Origin of the sequence: Compostibacter hankyongensis, assembly GCF_039541075.1 — a bacterium.
Classification (GTDB): Bacteria; Bacteroidota; Bacteroidia; order Chitinophagales; family Chitinophagaceae; genus Compostibacter; species Compostibacter hankyongensis.
In genome coordinates, this window is the sequence record NZ_BAABFN010000002.1 from 40,006 (window position 1) to 63,863 (window position 23,858).

Consider the following 23,858-nt stretch of genomic DNA (forward strand, 5'->3'; position numbering starts at 1 on the left):
CCCGTTTGTCTCTGCAGTGAACCGTTACTGTTTTTTCTTTAGCGTGCTCAGGTATTCCACCAGGTTCACCAGCTGATCCTGCGGCATGCTGCTGGCCAGGCCCGTCGGCATCAGGGAGTGGTCATAAGCCTTGCGGGCGGCGACGTTTTTAGCGGGGATTTTTTCCACCGTTCCTCCGATCATCTTTACATCCACCTCTTCCGGCGTTTCACTGCTGATATACCCCAGCACTGTTTTTCCGTCTTTGAGGGTAAAAGTATATCCTTCATACCCGAAGCTGATACCCGCATCCGGGGTGATGATGGATTTATAGATCGCCTCTTTGGCCAGCTTGCCGCCGATCTCCGAAAGGTTAGGGCCAAAGTCCGTACCCTGTCCTGCTGCCATATGGCAGGTGCTGCAGTAGCTGAGGAAAACTTCCTTTCCTTTGCCGGCATCGCCTTTCATACCCGCCAGGCTGGCAATGGGAGGAAGAGCCGACTTTGCGCCGCTGCCGGTATGGAAATAGGCTTCGGCTTTTTCCCGCACTTCATCCCGGTAGGCGTGCAGCAGGACGTCCGCCGCCACCGTATCTACGAGATGGGGTAATTTGTGAGTATCCATCAGCTTCAACAGGATGTCCTCGCCGCGGCGACCCCGGCCGATTTCCTTTGTGGCCAGTTTGCGCAGGCCCGGATCGGAGGACTTGTCCAGCAGCAGGGAGAGCAAAAGGTCTTTGCTTTCCTGAGACCTGCTGTGTCCCAGCAGGGTAATAAGGTTATGCGCGGCAGCCGTATCGCCCCGGAGCTTTTTGCGGACCAGGTTTTCACCTCCGGTATTGAGCAGGGTTTCCATCGTTTCCATGCGCATTTCTTCCGAAGGGACGGTAAGCGCCATATCCAGCAGCTGGGGACCTTGGTCGCGGATATGGTATTTCTCCACCAGCTGAATAAATTCTTTGCGGTGCTGCACGCTTTGGAGGCTGCGGCTGATACGCTCGCGGAAAGCGGCCGTACGGGGCGCCTGGTCCGGGTCCATCTGCAGCAGGGCAATGGCGTCGATAAAGGATTGTTTGGGATGATGACCCTGCAGCAGGGTATTCAATACCCGTTGTTTGTCCGGATCGGGATAGAAATCCAGCGCCCGGAAAAATTTCAGGTTTTGCTCCGGATCGACGCGGGGATTTTCGATGATCTGGGTCAGCAGGGGGAGGGCGGCGGGGGTACGGGCGCGCCATACGATATCCCGGCCCGAGGCGGAGTTCCATTCATTGCCCATCTGCCGGAGCCAGGCCGCCAGATAGCTGTCCCATTGCCGGTCGGCGCCGATGCCGAGCGCTTCCAGGTACCAGCGGTCCTTGCCGTCGTATTGTGCGGCCAGCGCTGACCACAGCGCGGGCGCTTGGGGGGAACGGCTGTGCCGCAGAGCGATCGCGGCGGTACGGCGGACCTGTGCCGAGGGATCGCGCAGCACCTGCTTTACGACCGCTGTGATATCTCCCCGTAGCTCCTGGGCCGCCCGTATAGCCGTGATGCGGATGTCTTCATCTTTATCCCTGAGCGCCTCCTGTATATACTGCATTCCCTTGGACGGCAGCTTGCTCAGCAGCCACAGGGCACGGGCCTGGTAGCGGGGATTATCCGACTTAAACATTTTCTCCAGTGCGGGAACGGCCTTTTCTCCCCAGCCATGCAGTCTTTCCCAGGCCAGGTAGCGGGTGGCCAGGTTGGGGCTTTCCAGGGCTTTGACAGCGTCTTCCGGAGTGCCAAGCTCCGGTGGCGCAACCGTATATGAGGTTCCCGGCGGGGCAATGCGGTAGATACGGCCCTTCTCCAGGTCGCCCACCTGGTGACCGCCCACGCCCGGATCGTACCAGTCGGCGATAAACAACGATCCGTCCGGCGCCACGCATACATCCGAAGGACGGAACCATTTGTCATAGATGCCCTCCACGATGTTGACGATCTTTGCCGTATAGCCGGCCCCGTTCTTTTCCACGGGGTAAGACCGGACTACATTCGGAAGGGCGTCTGCATGGATAATCTGGTTGCGGAAAACCGCCGGCAGAAGATCGCCTTCATAGACCAACATGCCGGTGGGAGAGCCGGCGCCCGTCTGCAGCAGGTTGGGCACCACGCCGGGATCGTTCAGGTGCCAGTGACGGTAGGGAATGGAGTCTTCCATGTTCACCCTGGGGGTGCGCCAGTTGGCCCCGGTCATCTCATCGGTATAGCCGTAGTTGCCGTGCTGCATCACATAATTGATCCGCACGCCCCGGTTGCCGTCGTCGTCATTATCGGACTGCCACAGATTGCCGAAGGCATCTACCGCCACCTCGTAATTGTTCCGGAAATTATGGCCCAGCACCTCTATATTACTGCCGTCCGGGTCGCAGCGGAATACCATGCCTTCCCGGTAAGGCTTACCGTGATTGTTGATGGGAATGCCTTCGATATCGTGGGCAATGTCGCCGTTTTTATCCAGGATGCTGTCTCCCGCATTCCCGAAGTTGAAATACAGCTTTCCGTCCGGGCCGAAGGTAAAGGCATGTATGCCGTGATCATGCTGTTCTCCGGCTATGCCTTCGAACAGCACTTCTTTTTTGTCGGCCTTATCGTCGCCGTCGGTATCCGTCAGGATAAAGACTTTGGGGCTGCAGGAGATGATCACCCTGTTGCCCAGTACGCAGATGCCGAGGGCGGCGTTTACATCCATACCCTGGTAAAAGGTTTTGCTGGTATCCGCCGCGCCGTCCCCGTCGGTATCTTCCAGGATCAGGATTTTGTCGCCCTCTTCCTTTACGGGATGACCCGGATTGTACTGGGGACGGTAGTTAAAACCTTCGCATATCCAGACGCGGCCCCTGGCGTCGATATCCATATTGGTGGGGTTGGTGATCATGGGCTCGCTGGCGAAGAGGGTAGCATATAGTCCCTCGTCGATCTGTAATCCTTTCAGGGCGTTCTGCGCCAGCCGCTGCTGCTCGTCCGGCAGCTTTTCCGGATGTTGCGCAGGCGGGGCCTGCTTGCAGGAAGCCAGGGACAGGACGGCCAGGCATACGATAAGCGAGGAGAATCTGAGATGATGGAGATCAACCTGTTTCATGGGTACGATATCAATTTTGGTTGCTGTTTAACGAAAGAGGATACGGTGTGGACTACAAAATAGGGCTTTTCCCCCTTTTTTCCGGATGTTTCTGCCGGCGGTGATGCCGGCAGTACATTCCGGAGCGTATAGGGTTTCCCGGTAGACACCTTTCAATATAGCGGATTCTGGATCAGCTTGGCGTTTTTATTCATTTCATCCAGCTTGATCGGAAGAAAATAGAAGCTGGGCTTCCAGGCTCTTTCGATCACCGAAGGGATGACCTTGTAGGTAGGCGTGGTGGTGACCTTGTCCGGGTTGAGCTTGTACAGGATATCGATACCCTGGACATTGGTATAGGCTTTTTCGCCGATCATCCAGCGGCGAACGTCAAAAAACCGGTGTCCTTCATAAGCCAGCTCGATGCGACGCTCGTGCCGGTAGCGGTCTACCAGCGCCTGTCCGCTTTGCGTTACGCCCGGCAGGCCGGCTCTTTTCCGGATCATGTTGATATAGGTTCTGGCCTCCTCTTCCTGTCCGAGACCCAGACAGGCCTCGGCATAGTTCAGGAGTATTTCGGTATAGCGGATAAAACGCCAGGGATTCTCCTGCCAGTCGAACTGCCCCTGCACAGCGCGGTCCATAAATTTCATCAGGTAATACCCGGTATAAGTTCCGTTCCAGTCTTCAATGGGACTCTGACGGGTGTCCAGGCCGGGGATGATTTCGATTTTGTTGGTCGTGGAATTCCATTTTTCAAACCTGCCGGTTTGCACCACGCCCAGGGGATCGCTGGCCTGGATGTCCACCGGGCGCGGCCGCAGATAAGCGCCGTCGTACAGGATGGAAGCATAGAACCGGGGTTCCCGGTTTTCATAAGGATGGGCGGCTTTTTCCGGATCGGACCAGGAAAACTGGCTGCCGTCCTTCATCTCATAATCATCCACCAGCTGACCTACGGGAGTATTTCCGCCGTAGCAATGAAAGCCGTTGGGCGCGTCGTAGCGGGCGATGTTGTTTATCCCGTTTTTCTTAAGAAAGAATTTTACAAAGATATCTTCAGAGGTTTCCTTGAGCAGGAAGATATCGGCATAATTCTGCGGGATGCTGTCGCCCGGCTGGGGCTCGGCTTTATAAAGGGCGTATATGCCCAAATCCATTACCGCTTTTGCCGCGTCTTTGGCGGCCTGCCAGCGGGCGGAGCGGTTTCCCCCGACATAGCCCACGAGCTCGGGGTGGGCATAGCCGGGCGCCCAGGAAGCATCGGCGTTATGGAGGTCGCTGGCGGCATACAGCAGCACCCTTGATTTCAGGGCCAGCGCGGCGCCTTTGGTAGCCCGGCCTTTTTCGGCGGCCACCAGGGGCAGGGCGGCAGCTGCCTCATCGCATTCCCCGGTGATAAATTGAATACATTCGTCGTAGGTGTTGCGGGCCACCGCGTAGTCCTCGTTGAGCGCGTAGGATTTGGTAATGATGGGCACTCCGCCATACATGGACACCAGCATCTGGTAGAGATAGGCGCGGAGAAAATGCACCTCGCCTTTCAACAGGTCCTTTTGTTCTGCGCTGACGGATTTGGCATTATCGATGTTGTCAAAAAAGAGATTGCAGGCGCGTATGTTTTTGTACGCATTTTCCCACACATAGTCGCCGCAGGAATTGCCGTTGCCGTCAAAGCCATAATAGGCGCTCGGACTGATGAGGCTGAGGTTGACCGAGCTGGTGCTGTAGTTAAATACCAGCATGGATTCATCCACGAAGCTGGCCAGCATCCGGTCGCCCTTAAAGCCCTCGGGAAGTCCCAGGTAGATGTTGTTTATAAAGGTCTGTATGAGAGATGCGTCGCTGCCGTTCCACACCGCATCAAAATCATACTGGTCCAGCGGCTTTAACTCGAGGAAATCCCGTTTGCAGGAGAATGTGCCGGTCAGCAGGATGACGACCAGGTATATATAACATGACTTTTTCATAGTACAGGTTTATAAGGTAAGGGTTAATCCGAAGGTGACAATTCTCTGGAGCGGATAGTTGATGCCTCCCTGGTTGTTGTCTTCCGGGTCAAAGTCCTTAATGCCGGGGCTGTAGGTAAAGAGGTTGTAGCCGCTGGCATAGATGCGGAACTGCTGTATGCCTATTCTTTTCAGGAAAGCGGGCGGAAGGCTGTAGCCCAGCTCCAGGTTTTTCAGCCGGACGAAGTCGGTGTTGTGCACCAGGTAAGTGCTCCTTTCGGAGCGGTAATACTGATCGGTGCGGTCAAACATCCTGGGCTTTGTCCCGTCCGGATTATCGGGCGTCCAGCGGTCAGTGAAGTCGGATAAAAGATAGTTCCCGAAATTGCCTGCGGCCTCAAAGCGGAGATAACGGACGGCGCCCGCCGCTCCCTGGAAGAGTATGGAAAGGTCGAATTGCCGGTACTGCAGCTGTGCATTTAACCCGCCGGTGAGGGTAGGTATATCGTTTTTATCGCTTCTGACCCTGTCATTGGCATCGATGACCCCGTCGTCGTTGACATCTTTGAAGATCACATCTCCCGGACGGGCACCGGGCCAGTGGGGATAATTATCCACGGCATCCTGGTCCCTGAAGATACCTATTGCCTGATAGTACAGATCGTTATTGGGATTGTTCGGATCGGTGGGCATGGGATGTCCGGTAGACCGCTGGTATGCCGGGGCGCCGGGAGATTCATCCCAGAAGGTAATCTTGTTTTTGGCATATCCTCCGTTGAGCGCAACTGTATATTTAAAATCGCCTGCGGCATTGTCATAACCGACATAGAAATCAAATCCCCGGTTCCTGACCTTACCGATATTTTCACGCGGCAGGGTAAGCCCTGTGCTGGCCGGCACGGAAGCGTTTCTCGCCCACAGGATGTTGGACCGGTGATAATCGAAATAGTCGAACGTCACCGACAGCTTATCCTGCAGGAAGCTGGCGTCTATGCCGACATCAGCCTGCTTGGCCACCTCCCAGGTCACGTTGGGGTTGGGCAGGCGTGTTTCCATTAATGCTTTGGACTCGTTGGCGATGTCGAATATGTAGCTGGCGGTGTTAAAGCTATAAGTGGAGAGGTATTGGTAGGGATCGATCCGGTCGTTCCCGGTTTCCCCGTAGGACGCCCGCAGCTTGACGTTGTCGCTGATGGCAGAAAGATGGTCTTTCCAGAAATTTTCCTCGGAAAGCCGCCAGCCCACCGAGAGACCGGGGAAAAAGCCATACCGGCCGGCCTGCGGGAAGATGTAGGACCCGTCTACCCGCCATACGAATTCGGCCAGATACTTTTCCTTATAATCGTAATTGACCCTGCCGAAGTAGTTCAAGCGGGCATCATGACTGGCCGAGCCGGCATTGTCCAGCGCATTGGAGCCGCCTTCGTCCAGCTGCGGCAGCACGGTGGAAACGAAGTACCGCCGGTAGGCGCTGAAATTGTCCCCTTTTCCGGCGCGCGCCTCCGCTCCGGCCAGGAAGCCGATATGGTGGTTTGTCGCGATGGTACGGGTATAATTGACAAGACCGTTGAGCAGGTAGTCATAGTTGTCCTCCATATATTCGTTCAGGTTAGGATCGTCTATGCCCTTCTTGCCTTTTACCAGCACGGGTATTCCTTTGTCGTCATACGAAAGGCCGTCCCAGGAGTAGAGGTACCACGGCTGCTGGAAATTTTTATTGAACCGGAAACCCTTGTCCAGCGCTGCGTTGCCGGTTAAGGAAAGCCCTTCCACCCAGGGGATGTTAATGTTCAGCTTTAAGTTGGAGTTGAAGACATAGTATTTATTATCGGTAAACCCGGTCATGTTGGTAGCGAGCGCTACCGGGTTTTCCCCTCTTTCCACATCGGGGCCGGGCAGGCCGTTGGGCCAGTAGGCCGGCATGGTGGGCTTGCCCCTTTGCAGGGCGCCGAAGATATCGGTGCCGGCGCCGGTTCTGCCGGGGAAGTTGCTGTTCTCCAGGCGTCCGGCCACATCCAGGGCGAGGGTGATGCTTTTGTCCTTGGTGACGTTGATGTCCAGGTTGGTACGGAGGTTATACTGGTTGTATTTGGTGGCGCTGTGTTTATAAAAGGCGTCCTCGCTTTTTGCGCCGAGCGAAACAAAATACTGCATGAACTCGCTTCCGCCGGATACGGTAACGTTTCCCTGCAGCTGTGCGGACCAGTTTTTTAGTACGGCATCAAACCAATCTGTATTGGGATGTCCCCAGGGGTCGGATCCGTCCGCAAATTTTTGAATATCGTCCTCGGTATATCTCGGCGAGATGCCGGCATACTGGTCCAGCTCGTTCAGGGCGGTCGCATATTGTGCGGCATTGGTCATCTTGGGTATACGGGTAGGCTGGGTAAAGCCCCTGCTTACGTTCACCGATACCTGGGGCTTCCCGATCTTGCCCCGTTTGGTGGTGATCAGGATGACGCCGTTGGCGGCCTGTGATCCGTAGATGGCGGCGGAGGCGTCTTTCAGCACGGTGATTGATTCGATGCTGTTGGGGTCCACCCGTTCCAGCGAGCGGCCGGGAATACCGTCTATCACCACCAGCGCATTGTTGTCGCCCAGCGTGTTGGATCCCCGTATCCGTATGGTGGATCCGTCTTTTCCCGGTTCACCGCTGCGGGTGACGGCAGTGACGCCGGGCAGGCGTCCGCTGATGCTGTTGCTGACGTTGATAACCGGGGCTTTGATGATATCTTCGCCTTTTATCGACGCTACGGAGCCGGTCAGCGTCTTCTTTTTGGTGACGCCGTAGCCCAGCACCACCACCTCGTTCAGCCCGGTTTGGGAAGGGACCAGGGCGATGTTGATCAGCTTTCTGCCGCCGACCTTTATCTCCTTCCTGTCGTATCCGAGGTAGGACACGATCAGTACGGCATCTTCTGGAACGGACAGGCTGAACTTGCCCGACGGGCCGGTGGTGGTGCCCCGCGTGCTGCCCTTTACCTGTATGGTCACACCGCTCAGCGGGGTGCCGGTAACGGAGTCCGTTACCGCGCCCTGAACGCTGATGTCCAGGTTCGCGACTGCCGCTGGAGTCGGCTGAGGGGAAGGGTCGAGGTGGGGGGCTTCCCGGATAAAAATGGTTTTGCCCTGGATGTCGTAGGCCAGCTTCAGGTCTTTCAGGATCTTGGTAAGGGCGGTCCTGACGCCGACTTCTTTCAGGGATACGGCCGACACCAGCGCTTCGCCGATGTCGTTGTTGTTGTAAAAAAAGGCATAGCCCGTTTGTTGTTCGATGTCCGAGAAGATCTTTTTGAGCGAGATGTTCTTGCCGGAGAGGATAACTTCCTGGGAGAGACCCCGGGCGCTTGCCCCCAGAAAAACAAACAGGAGAAAGGCAACCGTCAGTTTCATAGGGAGGAGGAGTTGTCGGAGGGTAAAAGGGAGCAAAAACTTCCTTTTACGGCTGTAAAAAAAATGCATACTTTCGCAAGGTTTTGGTTAAACAATAATGCCGTTCCGGGCTTTTATTGGATTGACCCAAACACATTCCAGGAATGCGCCAACATTCCTGGTTTTTTTTGGGATATTCCCTTGAATAAGCAAAAAGTAAGCGGGTGGTCAGGGAAGTATGACCACTTTCCGGTCTGCTTCTATCCTGAAGTGCGCTTTTGTCTGCGCCAATCCGTTTAACACCTGGGTAAGGGTCAGGCTACGGTCTATCCTCCCTGAAAATTGCTGCTGATTTCCTGCTCCCGGCTGATAAACGATGCTTACATTGTACCACCGCGCAAGTTCCCGCATCACAGTTTGAAGATTGTCATTTTGAAAGGCAAAGAAGCCGTTCTTCCAGGCCACAGCATCGTTTACATCCTGGTCTTTCAGGACGGTAATCCGCCCTCCTTTATCGACGCTGGCCTGTTCTCCCGGCTTTAGAATGGTATTTCCCACCTTTACGGATCCTTCGAGCAGCGTGGTTTTCATAAGCGGCTCTTCCGTATAGGCATGTACGTTAAAATGCGTACCCAGGTCTTCGATCATCTCCTTGCCGACCTGTATCCTGAAGGGGCGCTCCGTCTTGTGGACGACCTCGAAATAAGCCTCCCCGGACAGCTCGACCTTTCTTTCCTTTCCGGTGAAGGCGACAGGATACCGGAGGGAGGAAGCGGCGTTCAGCCATACCTTGGTGCCGTCAGGCAGGATCAGCTGGTATTGTCCGCCCCGGGGAACGGTAAGGGTGTTAAAGGTATTGCCTTCCGGGGCTTGTCGCTCCTTTCCTGTATTATAGGCCAGCTGCCCGCTTTTCACCTTTACCACCCTGCTGCCGCCCTGCCGGGCCAGCGTGCCGTTGCCTGCGCTGTCCAGCAGGATGGTGGCGCCGTTGGCCAGGGTGAGCACCGCCTTGTTGCCGCCGGGTAAGATATCTTTTCCGGTGGTGTCCCGGATGGAAGCGACGGGGCCGGCGATGGGGCCGGCTCCCCGAAGATAGATAAAGGCTATGGTAGCGCCGGCGATCACCACAAGAACGGCTGCTGCCACGCTGGCCCATTTCGCTATCTTCCGGATGAGGGGCTTTTTTACAGGGGAAGCCGCATCCCCGGTGATACGGGCCAGCATAGCCTCCCAATCCACTCCGTCGGCATCTTCCTGCGTATGACCCTGGCGGAACAGGGCAATGATCTGTTCCCGGAGCAGATCGTCCTGCCCCGACTCACGGATATGATCAAACAGCTCCCGGAGCTCTTCCCGGGAGGCTGATCCTTCAATATATTTATGAAACAGATCGGATAGCCGGTTATCGTTAAGTATGCGCATCCGTTATTGAGTATGTGTGGTGACCTTTACCCCGCAGACCGCCGTATATATAGACTGAGCAAAAAAAGGCGGGAGGGGAGTATGCCGTTCCGAAATTTTTTGAGCAGGAGGGGTGGCAGGGTTGGGGAAAAGCAGGGATGGAGGAAAAAAGAAGGCCCGGACAGCTGCCGTGTGGGCAGCTGTCCGGGTCTTGGAATATGCAGGGCATCGGTATAGCGGCATGGAATGCCGGTATGGAATGCCTGCGCTGTTTAGTTGTATCCCGGGTTTTGTTTGAGCTGAGGGTTGATGTTCAGGACATCTATGCCGATCGGGAATATCTCGGTATGCTTGTCTGCATCCGGTTTCTTATCCCACCAGGTACCGGTGGTGAATACGCCCCAGCGGATCATGTCTATCCTCCTGCGCCCTTCCACCAGGAACTCTCTTCCCCATTCGTCGAGCATCTCCTGGTCGGTAAGCTGGCTGCCGTCTGCCTTGTACAGGCTGGAAGAGCCCGCGGGGTAGTTCCTTTTCCGCACGGCATTCAGCAATGCGGCGGCGCCGGCTTTATCGCCTGTACGGTATTTGCATTCAGCCAGGGAGTAATAGATTTCAGCCAGCCGGATCTCGGCATAGGCGGAGCTGATCTTGTGATCGTCGCCGGAAGGGTAGTAGGGATACTTCACCGGCCATACCCCGGAGTTCTGATCGGCATGGTTCATATTGGATTCCTTATCCGAGGGAGCCTTTCCGGGTGGTGTATAGAAAAAGTGACCGACCTGATCGCGACAGAACAGGGTATAGCCCCGGGTGCTTCTTACCGTGTCCGGCTGTCCGTTCTCATTGGTATAGGTAAGATAGCCATAGAGGAACATGCCTTCCCGGCGGCTGTTGCCCAGGTTCTTGTATTTCTTCAGCCGGAGATCATCGGGATACTTCTGGAATTTTATAAAAGGCTTGCCCAGCTGGAAGGGATATTCCACGCTGTCCACATCCCGGCCGGGCTGCAGGGCATAGCGGGTGTTCATCTGGCCCCAGTCGGTGAAGCCGAAATAATCCGGCGCGTTATAGGGGCCCATCCACCAGTACATTCCGCTGGTATACTGCCAGTGGGTATAGCCAAAGCTGCTTGGAAATGCGAAGATGTTCTCCGGGGATTCCCCGTTGTCCCAGGCAAAGGGAGCATCCCAGGTATCCTCGAGAGTGTAGGAGCCGTATTTGCCGTCGATAATATCCTGGCAGAGCTGCGCGCATTCGGAAAACTTATCCTGCCCGATATATACCTCGGCATTCAGGTACAGGCGCACCAGCAGGGCGGCAGCGCCTGCCTTGGTCCAGCGCCCCAGCGCATTCTCGCCCAGGTCCTGCCGCGTGGGCAGCTTGGGAATGGCATCCTTCAGCTCTTTTTCAATGAAGTTGAAGGTCTCCTGCGGGGTGGACTGGGGTTGGCCCTGCGATTCGCCCTGTACCTTGGTGATGATCTCGATGTTCCGGTAATAGTCAAAAAGCCGCAGGTAAAACCAGGCCCTTAACGTTCTCAGCTCCGCTGCAAAATCTTCTTTTTCGGCCTCGGTCATATCAAACTTTACGGGGTCGATCTTTTCGATGTCCTCAAGGGAGTTGGTGGCAAAGTCTACGCCCTGGTAAAGCGCATTCCAGGCAGAGCTGGTAAAACCGTCCTGCGAGGTCCAGGTATGGTAATGCACCCGCTGGTAAGTGCCCCCGTCAAACCAGTCCCCCTCGCGGCTGGGGGTCATCAGCTCGTCCGAAGCATCCTCGTTCAGGTAGAAGAGCTCCCCGTTGCCCTGGATGCTCCAGTAGGCGTGCTCAAAGGGACGGAGAAAGTCCCGGACCACATCGTCCTTGGTTTGCAGAAATTCGGAGGCGATCACCTTATCGTAGGGCGTTTCATCCAGCTTGGTACAGCTGCCCATCAGGAGCGTGGTAAAAAGGGTCAGGGACAGACCGGTAAATATTTTATTCGGTTTCATATCGGTAGTCATTTTGAATTAAAAGTTAACCTGCAGTCCCACCAGGAGCTGTATGGTGGAGGGGTAATAGGACAGCGTTCCACTGTTGTCGGTATTCGTATTGATACCCGGGTACAGTCCGTTTATGCTGACATAATCCGGATCCCCGCCGGTCCATTTGGTAAAGGTTTTAAGGTTTCTTGCCGTTGCATACACCCGGGCGGAGCTGAAGTATTTTATCCTCGACTTAAAGGTATACCCCAGCGAAACGTTGTCGATCTTTACAAAGTCGCCCGGCTCCAGGAAGTAATCGGAAAGCGAGGACGTGGTGGCCGGATTGCTGAGCCTGGCGTACTTGCTGTCGCCGTAGGCGGAGGTCAGCACATTGGCGCCCGACTGGGTAGCCGGTGTGCCGAGATAGAAGGCCGTCGTATTATACAGATCGTATCCGAACGCGCCGCGGAGGAATATGCTCAAATCCCACTGCCTGTAGGTAAAATCATTGCCCAGGCTGGCGGTGAATTTCGGCAGCCCGTTTCCGACGAAGCGTTTGTCGTCTGCAGTAGCCTGATTGGCGGGGATGATCTTGTCGTCTTTGTTATAGACCAGCAATGCGCCGCTGCTGTCCACCCCGGCCGCATGCAGCATATAGAAGCTGCCGATCCTCCGGCCTTCCTTTATACGCTGGGCGGTGCCGGGGCTTCCGGGAGCCGGCATGCCAACCACATCGAGGTAGTCCTGCCCGTGATATTTCTTGTTGGAGAACGAGATAAAATTATTGTCGTTGGTAGCGCCGGTGAACGAAAGCGTATAGGTAAAGTTCTTTGTCTGTACCAGCGGAGCGCTCAGCTGAAGCTCGATACCCGAATTTTTCATGGTACCTACGTTGGTGTAGATGCTGCCCTGCACATTCGGCGGGAAGGGCACATTATAGCTGCCCAGCAGGTCCTTGTTGGTACGGATGTAGTAGTTCAGGCTGCCGCCGATCCGGTTGTCGAGCAGGGAGAAGTCCAGCCCTACGTTGAAATTGACGGCCTTTTCCCAGTGCAGGTCCTCATTGGGGTTCTGGCCCGGTCCCCATACCTGGTAATAGGTGCCGTTATACAGGTAATAGCCGGCGCCGGAATAGGTATAAAGCGACAGATAGTTGTCAAAATTCTGGTTTCCCGTTTCCCCGTAGTCGCCCCTCAGCTTCAGGCTGCTGATCCAGGGAACGCCCTGCATAAAGCTTTCCTCGCTGATCATCCATCCGACGGAGGCGGCGGGGAAGTTGCCCCATTTGTGCTCGGTGCCGAACTTGGAAGAGCCTTCATGACGGAGGCTGGCGGAGAGGAAATACTTTCCTTTATAATCATAATTGATCCTTCCGAAAAAGGCGATCAGCCTGGAATCATTCTTATAGGAGCTGATGTTGTTCTGGCCTTCCTCGCGGTTCCAGAGCCCTGCATCCAGGTTATTGTAGGTCAGCCGGTCGGAGGGCAGCTCCTGATTGGATCCTTCCATACCTGAGGCGTTGTAATAGCTGTAGGAGTAGCCGGCGAGGGCTTTGAAGGAATGACCTTTTACGTCGAAAAAGTAATTGCCGGTCCATTCAAAGCTTTTGAGGTCATTTTTATAGTACTTTCTGCCGGCTGTATTCCTTCCCCCGTTGTTGTTGATGACAGTTGTATTGGTGGAGGGGGTAAAATCGAAGTCAAACCAGTCCTGAATGGATTCCCCCAGGGTAACCTGTGTGTTGAGGTTGTCCATGATATTCAGCTTGAAGGTGCCGCTCATATCGAGATATTTGCCTTCCGATCCGCTGAGTATGGTGTTGATATCTTCCACCGGGTTGAAGGCGCCTGTGAATCCGGTATGGACGTTGAAATACCGCAGCGGGTTGACCGTGTCCCTTACCGGCATGGTGGGATTCACCGTCAACGCCTGGCTGTACGCTCCGTAATCGGCATCGTTGCTTTTTATAAAACGCGGGGCGATGTTCAGCGATATGGTATATAATTTACTGGGAGCATTGTGCGTCAGGTTGAGCCTTCCGCCGTATTCCTGCTTGCCGGCCCTGAGATCCATCCCCTGGGAATTGCGGTAGTCAAGAGATGCAAAATAGTTGGAATGCTCATTGCCCCCGGAGAACTGCAGCGTATGTTTTTGTGAAAAGGCCGCATCGCGGGTGATAGCATCCAGCCAGTTGGTCTTGTGCCCGTAGTCCAGCCCCCGGTCATGCGCCAGGAACTCCTCGGGGGAAAGTACTTCCAGCTGGTTCGTAGGCAGGTCAAAACTGGTATAACCATTATAGGTCATGCTGTATCCGCTGGTTCCCTTTTTGGTGGTGATCACGATCACGCCATTGCTGCCCCGGGTACCATAGATGGCCGAGGCGGCGCCCCCTTTCAGCACATCGATAGACTGGATATCGTTCTGGTTGATGTTGTCGATATTGCCGCCGGCTACCCCGTCGATGACATAGAGTGGTCCCAGCCCCGCATTCCGGGATGAGACTCCGCGGAGCTGTATGCTGGGCGAAGAGTTGGGATCGGCATCCGCTTTGTTGGCAACGCTCAGGCCGGCCACCTTCCCCTGCATGGACATCAGCGCATTGTTCCCGCCGACGCTGAGCAGCTCCTTGGAAGACAGGTGGGTGATGGCGCTGGTGACTTCTTTTTTGTCCAGCGTACCGTAACCCACTACGACCACCTGGTCGAGACCGGTAGCGGAAGAAGCCAGCGCAATGGTCAGGGTTGTTTTTCCGTTGATCGCTACCGTTTTTTGCCGGTAGCCCAGGTAAGAAACTTCCAGCGTGGCATTCCCGGAAACAGACAGGCTGAATTTCCCGTCCGCATCCGTAGCGGTGCCGCTGGTGGTGCCGGCTACCCGTATGGTTACCCCGGATAAGGGCTTATGCGTAATGGAGTCCACCACCGTTCCCTGGACCTCGATATCTGCTTTGACGACCGGAGGGGCATTTTCGTGCGCGGCTTCCCGAATAAAGATGGTTTCTCCCTGTATGGTATAGCTCAGGGGCTGGTTGGCAAAAACCTTATCCAGCGCATCTTTCAGGGAAGCGTCTTTCAGGGTTATGGTCACCGGGCTGCTGCCGGTCATCATGGCATTGTTGTAAAAAAAAGCATAGTCCGTTTGCTGCTCAATCAGCGAAAGCACTTTTTGAAGCGGCATATTTTTACCGGACAGGGTGATGGTCTGGGCCAGACCTTTGGCGCTTGTGCTCAGAAAGCCCGTGAGGAGCAGCGCAGCGGTCAGCTTTACGGCCAGCAAAAACGGCCGGGACTTAAAAGAAGGTCGCAGGTACATTTCTTTAGATTTTGGTTAAACAATAACTGGCATAGGGGGCTATTCCTTCCCCGGAGGTGAGTGTATGGTTGACATCATGATATTATACTGGCGTTACAGGGTTACAGACTGTTTACAGCCGGGGAGGGGATGAAGGGAACGGGATAGTCCGCTCCATATAAGACAGAGCATAAAAACGGGAGAAGGGAGTATCGGGGCCGGAATATTTTTTTCTAAAAGAACATTCGCGGCATACAAAGGGCGAGCAGGGGCGTTACTTTCAGCAGCACGGCGCGGATATTTCTTAAGGCCAGCACCAGCTGCTTTTTCACCGTCAGCGGCGATATGCGGAGCTCGCTGGCAATCTGTTGATGGGTCAGGCCGTTTTCCCGGCTGAGCTTATAGATCCGTTGTCTTTGCGGGGGCAGCTCGCGCACAGCGTGGTCGATCAGCTGGCGGGTTTCGTTGACTTCCACCTGCTCTTCCGTTTCGTTGCGCGCTTCCTGCAGCCGGATCATGAGAGACTGGAACAGCCGGGCATCGGCGGCCACTTTTTTTAAGTAGCGGAAGGATTGATGATAGGCGACGGTAAAGATATAAGCGGAGGCGTCATCCACATCAGCCAGGCAGGCGCGGCGCTCCCAGAGGCTGGCAAATATTTCCTGGACGATCTCTTCGGCGGCATAAGGAGACTTGGTGATCTTGAGGGCGGCGGCATACAGCCTTGCCCGGTACATATCGAACAGGGTCCTGAAAGCCGATACATTCCCCGCGGCTACATCCCGGAGAAGCGCCTTTGGATTATATTTCGCAAGATTTTGCAATGGTATGATTCACACTTTACGCAGCTAATATTGGAAAAAAAGACGGCAAATCCAATAGGGGGGAGCTGTTCAGCCGCAGCGGGCCTTCAGGAGGGATATTTCGCGCAGCCGGAAGATTCCGTTGCGCCGGCTCCGGGCTTTACCGCCACGATGGTCAGGACGGCGGAAAGCAGCAGCGCGCCGGCCATAAACATATAAGAGGGACCGAATTTTCCGGTAACCCCGTTCAGGTAGCCGACGATATAGGAACCGATAAATGAACCCAGCGCACCCATGCTGTTGATCAGCGCCATCGATACGCCTGCCACATTCCGGGGCAAAACTTCGGTGATCACCGCGAAGAAAGGGCCGTAAGGGGCATACATGGCTCCGCCGGCGATGACAAGCAGGACAAAAGAAGTCCAGAAATGGCCGGGCCCGATCAGGTAAGATCCGTAGAAGGCCAATGCTCCCAACAGCAGAAAGGGCCAGACATATCCTTTCCGGTTCAGTCGCATGTCCGAAAAATAAGCTACGACCAGCATTCCCGGGATCGCTAAAATATACGGTACGGCAGCCAGCCAACCCGTTTCCACGATGCCCATGTCGGGAGCCGCCTTTATGATGGAGGGCAGCCACATCACGAATCCGTATACCCCGATGCTCCACAGGGCGTATTGCAGGCTGAGCAGGACAACGGTCCGGGACCTGAAGGCCGCCGCATAGTTCCTGATGGGCCGGATGTGCTGCTGCTCCGCCTCCAGCCGGTCTTCCAGGGCCTGTTTCTCTCCGGCTGTCAGCCATTGCGCCTCCCGGGGCTTGTTATCGATCTTCTTCCACCAGTAGAATGCCCAGACCACGGCCGGCAGACCTTCCATGACAAACATACCCCGCCATCCTGCCGCATCCACCAGATAGCCGGAGAGGATCGACATCCAGAGCAGGGTAGCGGGATTACCCAGTATCAGAAAGGTATTGGCCCGCGAGCGTTCTCCCCGGGTAAACCACTGACTTAATAAGATCAGCAGGGCCGGCATCACTGCGCTTTCCACAATGCCCAGCGCAAAACGGATAACGATCAGCAGGGTGACATTCTTTATCAGACCCGTAGCCATCGCCAGGCCGCCCCACAGGATCAGGGACCAGAAGATCAGCTTTTTGGCGCTCTTGCTGGCGGCGTAATGGGCGCCCGGTATCTGGAAGAAAAAATAGCCGAGGAAAAATAACGAGCCCAGCAGCGACAGTATGCCGGGAGTGATATTCAGGTCGTCCGCCATACCGCCTGCCGCGGCAAAGCCGAAATTGGCGCGGTCCAGGTAGGCGAAGCTGTAGGTGATAAAAACAACAGGGATCAGGCGGTACCAGCGTTTCCCGGCCAGCGGTTTTCCGGTGCTCATACTTGTCATCTGTTTGCTGCCTGATTTTGTTTTTTAAATCCCGGCCGGGTACCGTCGTCCTGAATGATTTTCGTCAACGTATTTTTCATTTCTGCTGTCCTGTCGGGATACTGCTCCCGGACATTGTGCAGCTCTGCCGTATCGGCATCCAACCGGTATAACTGGGGAAAGGGTTCCAGGCCGGTGGGTATCTTTTTATTGCTCATCCAGCCCGGCGTCGGCCGGGTCTGGGGAGCGATATATTTCCACGCTCCCGAACGCAAGGCAAAGGTATAGGCTTCTTCGAGCAGCGTCGTTCTTCCCGTATCTGATTTTCCGGTTAGCGCATCCAGCATGTTGAAGCTATCCGGAGCATCCCTTTCATCCAGTTTCTGACCGGTGAGGGCGGCAAAAGAAGCAAAGAAATCTACCTGGCTGACCAGGGCATTGCTGGTCCCGGGCTTTATCTTCCCCGGCCAGTAAACAATGGCAGGCACCCGTGTGCCCGCTTCAAAGGCGCTGTATTTGCCACCCTTAAAGGGACCTCCCGGTCTGTGCGCGCCGACCAGCTGCTCGGCATGATCGTCGTATCCGTCATCCAGCACGGGGCCGTTGTCGCTGGTGAAGATCACCAGGGTATTGTCTGTCAGGCCCAGCGCATCCAGCGTTTTTAAAACCGCTCCGGTAGACCAGTCCATTTCCGCGATAGCGTCTCCGCGGGAGCCCATGGTACTTTTCCCTTTGAAACGGTAAGCCGGGGCGCGGGGGACGTGGATATCGGTCAATGAGAAATAGAGGAAAAAGGGAGATTTTTGATGCTTGCGGATGAACGCATCCATCTGTTTGACCAGTACGTCGGCGATGTCCTCGTCCTTCCACCAGGCCGACCGTCCCCCGGACATGAACCCGATGCGGCTGATGCTGTCTACGATGGTGCCGCTGTGTTGCGAATCGGCTTTGAACTTAAGCAGCTCGGGATGTTCAAGGCCTATGGGCAGATTGCCGATGCGATGTTCGTAACTTACCGCAATGGTATCCTGTGCATCGAGGTTCACGACACGATGGTTTTCCACATATACCGTAGGGACGCGGTCCAGCGTAGCCGGCACAATAAATGAATAGTCGAATCCCACTTCCGTCGGACCGGGCTTTAATATACCGTTCCATTGCGGCGTACCGTTGCCCAGACCCAGGTGCCATTTTCCGATCACCGCGGTGGTATATCCCGCCTTCTGCAGCATCCCGGGCAAGGTCGGCGTTCCGGGCCGGATCAGCAAAGGCGCATCTCCCGGAAGTATGGCGGCATCATTCCGGAAAGCATAGCTTCCCGTGAGCAGGGAAAACCGCGACGGGGTACAGGTAGAGGCTGTGGCATGCGCATCGGTGAGCATCAGACCCTTGCTGGCCAGCAGGTCGACGTTGGGTGTGCTGACCCCCCCGGCGCCATAGCAACCCACATCGCCATAGCCCAGGTCGTCGACATAGATGATAATGATATTCGGCTTTTCCGCGGCTGCCGGTTTTTGCCTACAGGACATCTGGCCCAGCAGCAGGGAAATAAAGATCAGGAACAGCCATTTATTCATGAGGTATCGTTGGATGGTATCGGGAAATATCATTCGGTCACGAGAAACAGCCCGCTATGGGGTTTTATTTCCCGGGTTATATTACCGGTAAAAGCGCCAAGATCCTTTCCGGAGTAAACCTCTTTTACTTTTACCTTTTCCGGAAGACCGATATCCCTGAATTTCAGGGTAACGGGCTTGCTTTCGCTGCTGTTCCGGTTCAAAAGCAGTATGGCCGCTTTCCCCCCTTTGAGCTTCTTGGCCCATATTTCGGTATCTCCCGTAACCTTTACCCGTTTTCCCTGTTCGGTCGGGTCCTGGTCAACGGCAATGCTTGCTTTGTTCAGGATGATTGATTTTTCTTCCGGGGACATGTGGATGGGATCATTGCCCAGGAAAAGCGGAGCGGACATGATGCACCAAAGCGCAAAATGCGCCCGCTGTTCTCCGGGGGTAAGTCCCTGGTCTCCCGTCACCAGCATATCGGGATCGTTCCAGTATCCCGGGCGGGCATATTGTGCGGAAAGACTGTTCATTTCGGCAATATCCATTACGCTCAGCGGGGCCTTCCGGCCATCATGCGGATTTTCGAAAACCGCTCCGCCGTTGCATTTTGCCCGTATATCCGGCGTGGTACGCGACATCTGTCCCGCTTCGGGGTTCCAGTCCCGGAACTTGTATGCGCTGATGCTTAAGACCATATCCCTTCCGCTTTTCCGGATCAGGCCGGCCCATTTGAAGTAAACCGCTTTCAGCTGCGCTTCGTCCCAGTTGCCCTGCATGCGGCATTTGTCCAGTTTGATAAAATCAATTCCCCAGTCCGCGAATTGCTGTATCTGAACCGCTTCATGCCCATAGCCGCCAACCTTATCGCCTCCGCAGTCGCGTGTACCGGGTACGGTATGCAAGCCGAACTTCAGTCCTTTGGCATGGGCATAATCGGCCAGGGCTTTTATGCCATGGGGAAATCTTATGGGGTTGGGCCGGAGTCCCCCGTTGGCATCCAGCACAGTGTCCCTCCATCCTCCGTCTACGATCACATACCGGTAACCGGCATCACGCAGCCCTTCTTTTACGATGGCGTCGATGACCTCCCGGACGACTTTTTCATTGATGTTTTTCTTACCGAACCAGTTCCAGCTGTTCCATCCCATCGGCGGGGCCGGCGCCAGCGGGCCGGAAGCCGATGCGGGGAGGGTATCTTCTTTGGCCGGGATGTCGAGCTTCGCTGCCGGGCGGTTGGACTCCACGCGCACAGGCGCACGATGCGTCTCCGCCCGGGCCGTTTGATACCCGGAGATCAGGATGCCGAGTATGAATAAGGAAAGGACAGATGCCCGGCCTGCGGGAGTGAGTATGTTTTTCATAGTAATATATAATGCCTGCCAATAGCTGTGTAAAATATAAAAAATTCAGGTTCTTATCTTTCGTGCGAGAAATCATTGGGGATGCGCCCGAGCCTGCCCAGGAAATCGTTGCACGCCGCCTTTACATTATAATTAACGGCCTTGTTTGCTTTTGCCGCTTCGACCGCGCGGACAAAAGGCGCAGTATTTTTTATATACAGCAGATAGTTGACTGCCATAAGGGCCAGGTCCATATTGTCGTTTCCAATAAAACGGATAAGACTGTCCCGGGCAGCGTTGTCGCCAAACAGCCCGTAATCGATAGCCGCCACGGTAACGGCTACGGGAGGATAGCTGTCGTGCAGGGCCCGGGTCAGCTCGGGGCGGTAAGCCAGCAGATCGAGGCTGTCCTGCGAACGCAGCCCGAGGGCTGCCCAGTACCGCACGATCTTGTTCGGACTCTTCAAAAGACGGATCTGTTGCGCGGTAATGTCCTTCCCCCGTTTTCCCGAAAGCGAGGCTGCCGCGTATATGGTTTCAAAAGGATATGCTTTTTTATCGAGCCGGAATGTATAGGGGGAGGTCTTCTGTGAGATCAGCCCTATTTCATATTCCGGAAGAAACATCACGTCCCGCGCATCCGTCAGCGCCGTATCCAGCTTTTGCTGCATTTTTTCTGCCAGGGACCGGTAGGCGGGCAGGCCGGCCAGGTTACGGGTTTCCCATTTATCCTGCCGGGTATCGAATAAAAAAGCAGCAGGACGGTCCTCAAAGAGACTCCTTTGCAGGGCGTCCAGTTTGTTTTCAGCCAGGTCTTTCCGCATCTGCTGTTTGATGTCGCCTATTTCCATATAACGGATGTAACGGGCCTCCGGCATGAAAGGCATATAGTTGCGGGAATACATGTACCGGCCGTCGGTTATGCTGCGGATCATGTCAATCCCGTTATCGGAACGGTCTGAGGACAGCACCAGATAATCCGGCGGAGGGGTGCGCTGCGGCCCCATGAATATGCGGCCTTTCAGATAGGCGGGTATCTTACCGCCGGCCAGGCTGATGAGGGTGGGCGCCAGGTCTTCGAAATCCACCAGCTCATCGGAGACCACGCCGCTGCCCCAGGGGGAAAGGTCTTTGTACATGGGTGGAACCCAGATCGCAAAGGCCACGCGGTAACCCAGGTCGATACCGTTGGTTTTTCCACGGGGTACGCCTTCGCCGTGATCGGAATAAAAGAAAATGATCGTGCTGTCCGTCAGATGGTCCTGTTTCAGCCGCTCCAGAAGCGCCCCGATCTTCCGGTCTGTCAGGGACAGGGAATTATAAACGCGGGCAAACTGCCGGCGCATTTCCGGGCTGTTCCTGAAGAAGGGCGGCATGTCGAAATCCTGTTCCCCGATGCGGTCGGAGGGAGGGAGCTTATCCCATACCTGGGTCTTGTACTGATCGTAGGACCAGGTCATGGTGCGGGACTGGTGGGAGTCCATAAAGTTGAAGACGGCAAAGAAAGGCTGACCGGGTTTCCGGTTCCACCAGCCCGCTTTTCCCGAGCTTTCGTCCCAGGCTTCGGCGATAAACGGTTTCGGATCGGCGATATTGTAGTCCGTTTTGGCATTGTTGGTGGTATAATACCCGGCCTGCCGGAGATAATAAGGGAATCCCTTGATAAAGGAAGGCAGCGGGTACTGGCTGCGGTGGTTGCCCGTCCCTGTTTTGTAGGTACGGACGCCGGTGATAATGGTGGACCGGCTGGGCGAGCAGACCGTACCGGTGGAGAAGGCATTGGTAAACCGTACGCCTTTTTCAGCCAGCTTATCTATATTTGGCGTATGGGCGTTCGGGTTACCATAGCAGCCGATGAATTCCGGCGAGGTGTCTTCGATGGTGACCCAGAGTATGTTCGGCTGCGGATGCGGCGGGGATGTCTGGGCGAGGATCCTGCCGGCAGCGCCGGCGATGATCAGGATAACGAGGGTTGTGCGTAACATAATCATAATTTGCTGCGTATAGGCGTGTCTTAACGTGTAAGACAGGGCTGTCGTTTATTGTCCGGAAGCCCTGTTTTTCATGCGGGCCGGCAAAAATTCCGGAAGGGTATCGAAGTCCGTCGGATTGACCCATCCTGCGCGAACCTTTTCTCCCCGGCTGTATTTTTCATAGAAGTTCCGCACGTCGGGATTGGCGTAGGGGTATTGATCAAAGATATCGCCCCTGCCATACATCCGCGGGTCCTGCTGTGCCTTCAGCTCGGTAAACAGCTGTGTCCTGAGCGTATCCAGGATGTGCCGGTATTCCGGATTGGCGGAGAGGTCGTTCAGACAGGACCTGTCCGATTGGAGGCGGTAAAGCTCATCGGGCTGCCGCTTTCCAAGCGACCATTCCCAGTATTTACGGGTATCCGGGGTCTTGCGCGACTGTATGACCTGCGTTTTGGTGGGGCTGCCGTCTACATTCAGGTATCCTGTCTCCGGGTTGCCGGCGGGCCAGCGGTCGGTTTTGAAATTATGCAGATATAAAAATCCCTTTGCGATGATTCCCCGGATCGGATAACCCTCATCGTGGGGACGGCCTACATCATGCCGTTCTTTCCCGATCAGCACATGATCCCGCTGCGGGTTTACCGTTCCTTCCCGGGAGGAATAAAAGATATCGGTGAGACTTTTCCCCGTTATGGGTTGCATGCCGGTCCGGCCGGGATCCACTCCCGCGACTTCCAGGAAGGTCGGGGCAAGATCAATGAAGCTTACAAAGTCGTCTACGATCCGGCCGGGATGCTGGATACCGTTTTTCCACATGACGGCGAGGGGAATATGGTTGGAATATTCGTATTCCTGCCCCTTGGCGCGGGGGAAAGGCATGCCGTTATCCGCCGTTACCACGATAATCGTATTATCCAGCTCCCCGCTTTCCTTCAATATCTGCAGGGCCTTCACCAGCTGCTTGTCGAAATACTCAAGCTCGAAGGCGTAGTCCAGCATATCGGCGCGGATGGTGTCATTATCGGGCCAGAATGGCGGAACTTTATCGATTGCCGTCACCGATTTGCCTCCCTTTTCGATGCCCGAGCGGAAGGCATAGGGCCGGTGGGGCTCAAAGCCGCCGAACCAGAAGCAAAAAGGCTGCCCCCGGGGTTTTTCTTTCATAAAGGCCCTGAAGTTGGCGGCGTAGTCTATCGGGCTGATCTGCCGGGTCGGGGGAACGGTCCTGATCCGGTTATACGGTTTGCCCGCCGGTTCCCGTTTTTTCCCGTTTACCGTGCCGGCATCACCGGGCGCCCATCCCTTGCCGGTATAGCCGACAAAGTACCGTCCGCTGTCCAGGGCTTCCGCATAGGTGATGAACTTGGCGGGAAGATAGGCCACATGGTTGGCGGCCGCCTCCAGCTGCCAGGAATTCCGGCCGGTGAGGATGCAGGACCTCGACGGAGCGCATTTGGCGTTTGGCGTATAGGCGTTATTGAAAAGTATTCCGTTGCGCGCAACCTCGTCAAATCCCGGCGTATGCACCCATTGGCATCCGTATGCGCTCATGAACGGATAGGAAGCGTCGTCGGCGATGCAGAACAGGATGTTCGGCAGCCGGGCGGGTGGATGAGGGGTCTGCGCCTGCAAACCGCAGGGCAGTGAAAAAAGCAGGGTGGCGATGGCGGCTATATATACCTGATTTTTTTTCATCTTGTTAATGTATGGCATTCTGCTGAGAAACAAAATACTGAAGGCGGGATTTCC

Annotated in this window: 12 protein-coding genes; all 12 read right to left on the minus strand. The window is 55.4% G+C overall.

From position 1 onward, the window contains the following. Positions 1–24: 24 nt before the first annotated feature. A complete protein-coding gene (locus ABD851_RS05200; RefSeq protein ID WP_344976514.1) occupies positions 25–3,084 on the minus strand; it encodes a PVC-type heme-binding CxxCH protein in 3,060 nt (1,019 codons plus the stop codon). 152 nt (positions 3,085–3,236) lie between these two features. Then, on the minus strand, positions 3,237–5,033 hold the full coding sequence (locus tag ABD851_RS05205) for a RagB/SusD family nutrient uptake outer membrane protein (RefSeq protein ID WP_344976518.1): 1,797 nt from the start codon (positions 5,031–5,033) through the stop codon (positions 3,237–3,239). Between the two features lie 9 nt (positions 5,034–5,042). Continuing rightward, a complete protein-coding gene (locus ABD851_RS05210; protein WP_344976521.1) occupies positions 5,043–8,405 on the minus strand; it encodes a TonB-dependent receptor in 3,363 nt (1,120 codons plus the stop codon). 207 nt (positions 8,406–8,612) lie between these two features. Then, positions 8,613–9,806 (minus strand): FecR family protein, encoded by a 1,194-nt coding sequence (locus ABD851_RS05215; protein WP_344976524.1) that lies wholly within the window; start codon positions 9,804–9,806, stop codon positions 8,613–8,615. A 251-nt stretch (positions 9,807–10,057) separates the two neighbouring features. Further along, a complete protein-coding gene (locus ABD851_RS05220; protein WP_344976527.1) occupies positions 10,058–11,779 on the minus strand; it encodes a RagB/SusD family nutrient uptake outer membrane protein in 1,722 nt (573 codons plus the stop codon). Positions 11,780–11,797: 18 nt separating this feature from the next. Then, positions 11,798–15,064, minus strand: a complete 3,267-nt coding sequence (locus ABD851_RS05225; protein ID WP_344976530.1) for a SusC/RagA family TonB-linked outer membrane protein — start codon at positions 15,062–15,064, stop codon at positions 11,798–11,800. A 212-nt stretch (positions 15,065–15,276) separates the two neighbouring features. Further along, positions 15,277–15,867, minus strand: a complete 591-nt coding sequence (locus ABD851_RS05230) for an RNA polymerase sigma-70 factor (protein WP_344976533.1) — start codon at positions 15,865–15,867, stop codon at positions 15,277–15,279. Positions 15,868–15,953: 86 nt separating this feature from the next. Then, positions 15,954–17,243, minus strand: a complete 1,290-nt coding sequence (locus tag ABD851_RS05235; protein WP_344976537.1) for an MFS transporter — start codon at positions 17,241–17,243, stop codon at positions 15,954–15,956. Between the two features lie 5 nt (positions 17,244–17,248). Further along, complete coding sequence (locus tag ABD851_RS05240) at positions 17,249–18,808, minus strand: sulfatase family protein (RefSeq protein ID WP_344976540.1); 1,560 nt, start codon at positions 18,806–18,808, stop codon at positions 17,249–17,251. A gap of 29 nt (positions 18,809–18,837) precedes the next feature. Further along, positions 18,838–20,154 carry a glycoside hydrolase family 27 protein gene (locus ABD851_RS05245; protein WP_344976543.1) on the minus strand — a complete coding sequence of 439 codons (1,317 nt, stop codon included), beginning with the start codon at positions 20,152–20,154 and terminating at the stop codon, positions 18,838–18,840. Between the two features lie 53 nt (positions 20,155–20,207). Next, complete coding sequence (locus tag ABD851_RS05250; RefSeq protein ID WP_344976546.1) at positions 20,208–22,118, minus strand: sulfatase-like hydrolase/transferase; 1,911 nt, start codon at positions 22,116–22,118, stop codon at positions 20,208–20,210. A gap of 54 nt (positions 22,119–22,172) precedes the next feature. Beyond that, positions 22,173–23,804: a sulfatase family protein gene (locus ABD851_RS05255; protein WP_344976549.1), complete on the minus strand. Its 1,632-nt coding sequence runs from the start codon at positions 23,802–23,804 to the stop codon at positions 22,173–22,175. Positions 23,805–23,858 lie beyond the last annotated feature (54 nt).

What these genes read in the sequence shown, in the direction of transcription:
- ABD851_RS05200 (WP_344976514.1), bottom strand. Translation starts at nt 3,084, where the DNA reads ATGAAACAGGTTGATCTCCATCATCTCAGATTCTCCTCGCTTATCGTA.
- ABD851_RS05205 (WP_344976518.1), bottom strand. Translation starts at nt 5,033, where the DNA reads ATGAAAAAGTCATGTTATATATACCTGGTCGTCATCCTGCTGACCGGC.
- ABD851_RS05240 (WP_344976540.1), bottom strand. Translation starts at nt 18,808, where the DNA reads ATGAATAAATGGCTGTTCCTGATCTTTATTTCCCTGCTGCTGGGCCAG.
- ABD851_RS05235 (WP_344976537.1), bottom strand. Translation starts at nt 17,243, where the DNA reads ATGAGCACCGGAAAACCGCTGGCCGGGAAACGCTGGTACCGCCTGATC.
- ABD851_RS05225 (WP_344976530.1), bottom strand. Translation starts at nt 15,064, where the DNA reads ATGTACCTGCGACCTTCTTTTAAGTCCCGGCCGTTTTTGCTGGCCGTA.
- ABD851_RS05255 (WP_344976549.1), bottom strand. Translation starts at nt 23,804, where the DNA reads ATGAAAAAAAATCAGGTATATATAGCCGCCATCGCCACCCTGCTTTTT.
- ABD851_RS05250 (WP_344976546.1), bottom strand. Translation starts at nt 22,118, where the DNA reads ATGTTACGCACAACCCTCGTTATCCTGATCATCGCCGGCGCTGCCGGC.
- ABD851_RS05245 (WP_344976543.1), bottom strand. Translation starts at nt 20,154, where the DNA reads ATGAAAAACATACTCACTCCCGCAGGCCGGGCATCTGTCCTTTCCTTA.
- ABD851_RS05215 (WP_344976524.1), bottom strand. Translation starts at nt 9,806, where the DNA reads ATGCGCATACTTAACGATAACCGGCTATCCGATCTGTTTCATAAATAT.
- ABD851_RS05220 (WP_344976527.1), bottom strand. Translation starts at nt 11,779, where the DNA reads ATGAAACCGAATAAAATATTTACCGGTCTGTCCCTGACCCTTTTTACC.
- ABD851_RS05210 (WP_344976521.1), bottom strand. Translation starts at nt 8,405, where the DNA reads ATGAAACTGACGGTTGCCTTTCTCCTGTTTGTTTTTCTGGGGGCAAGC.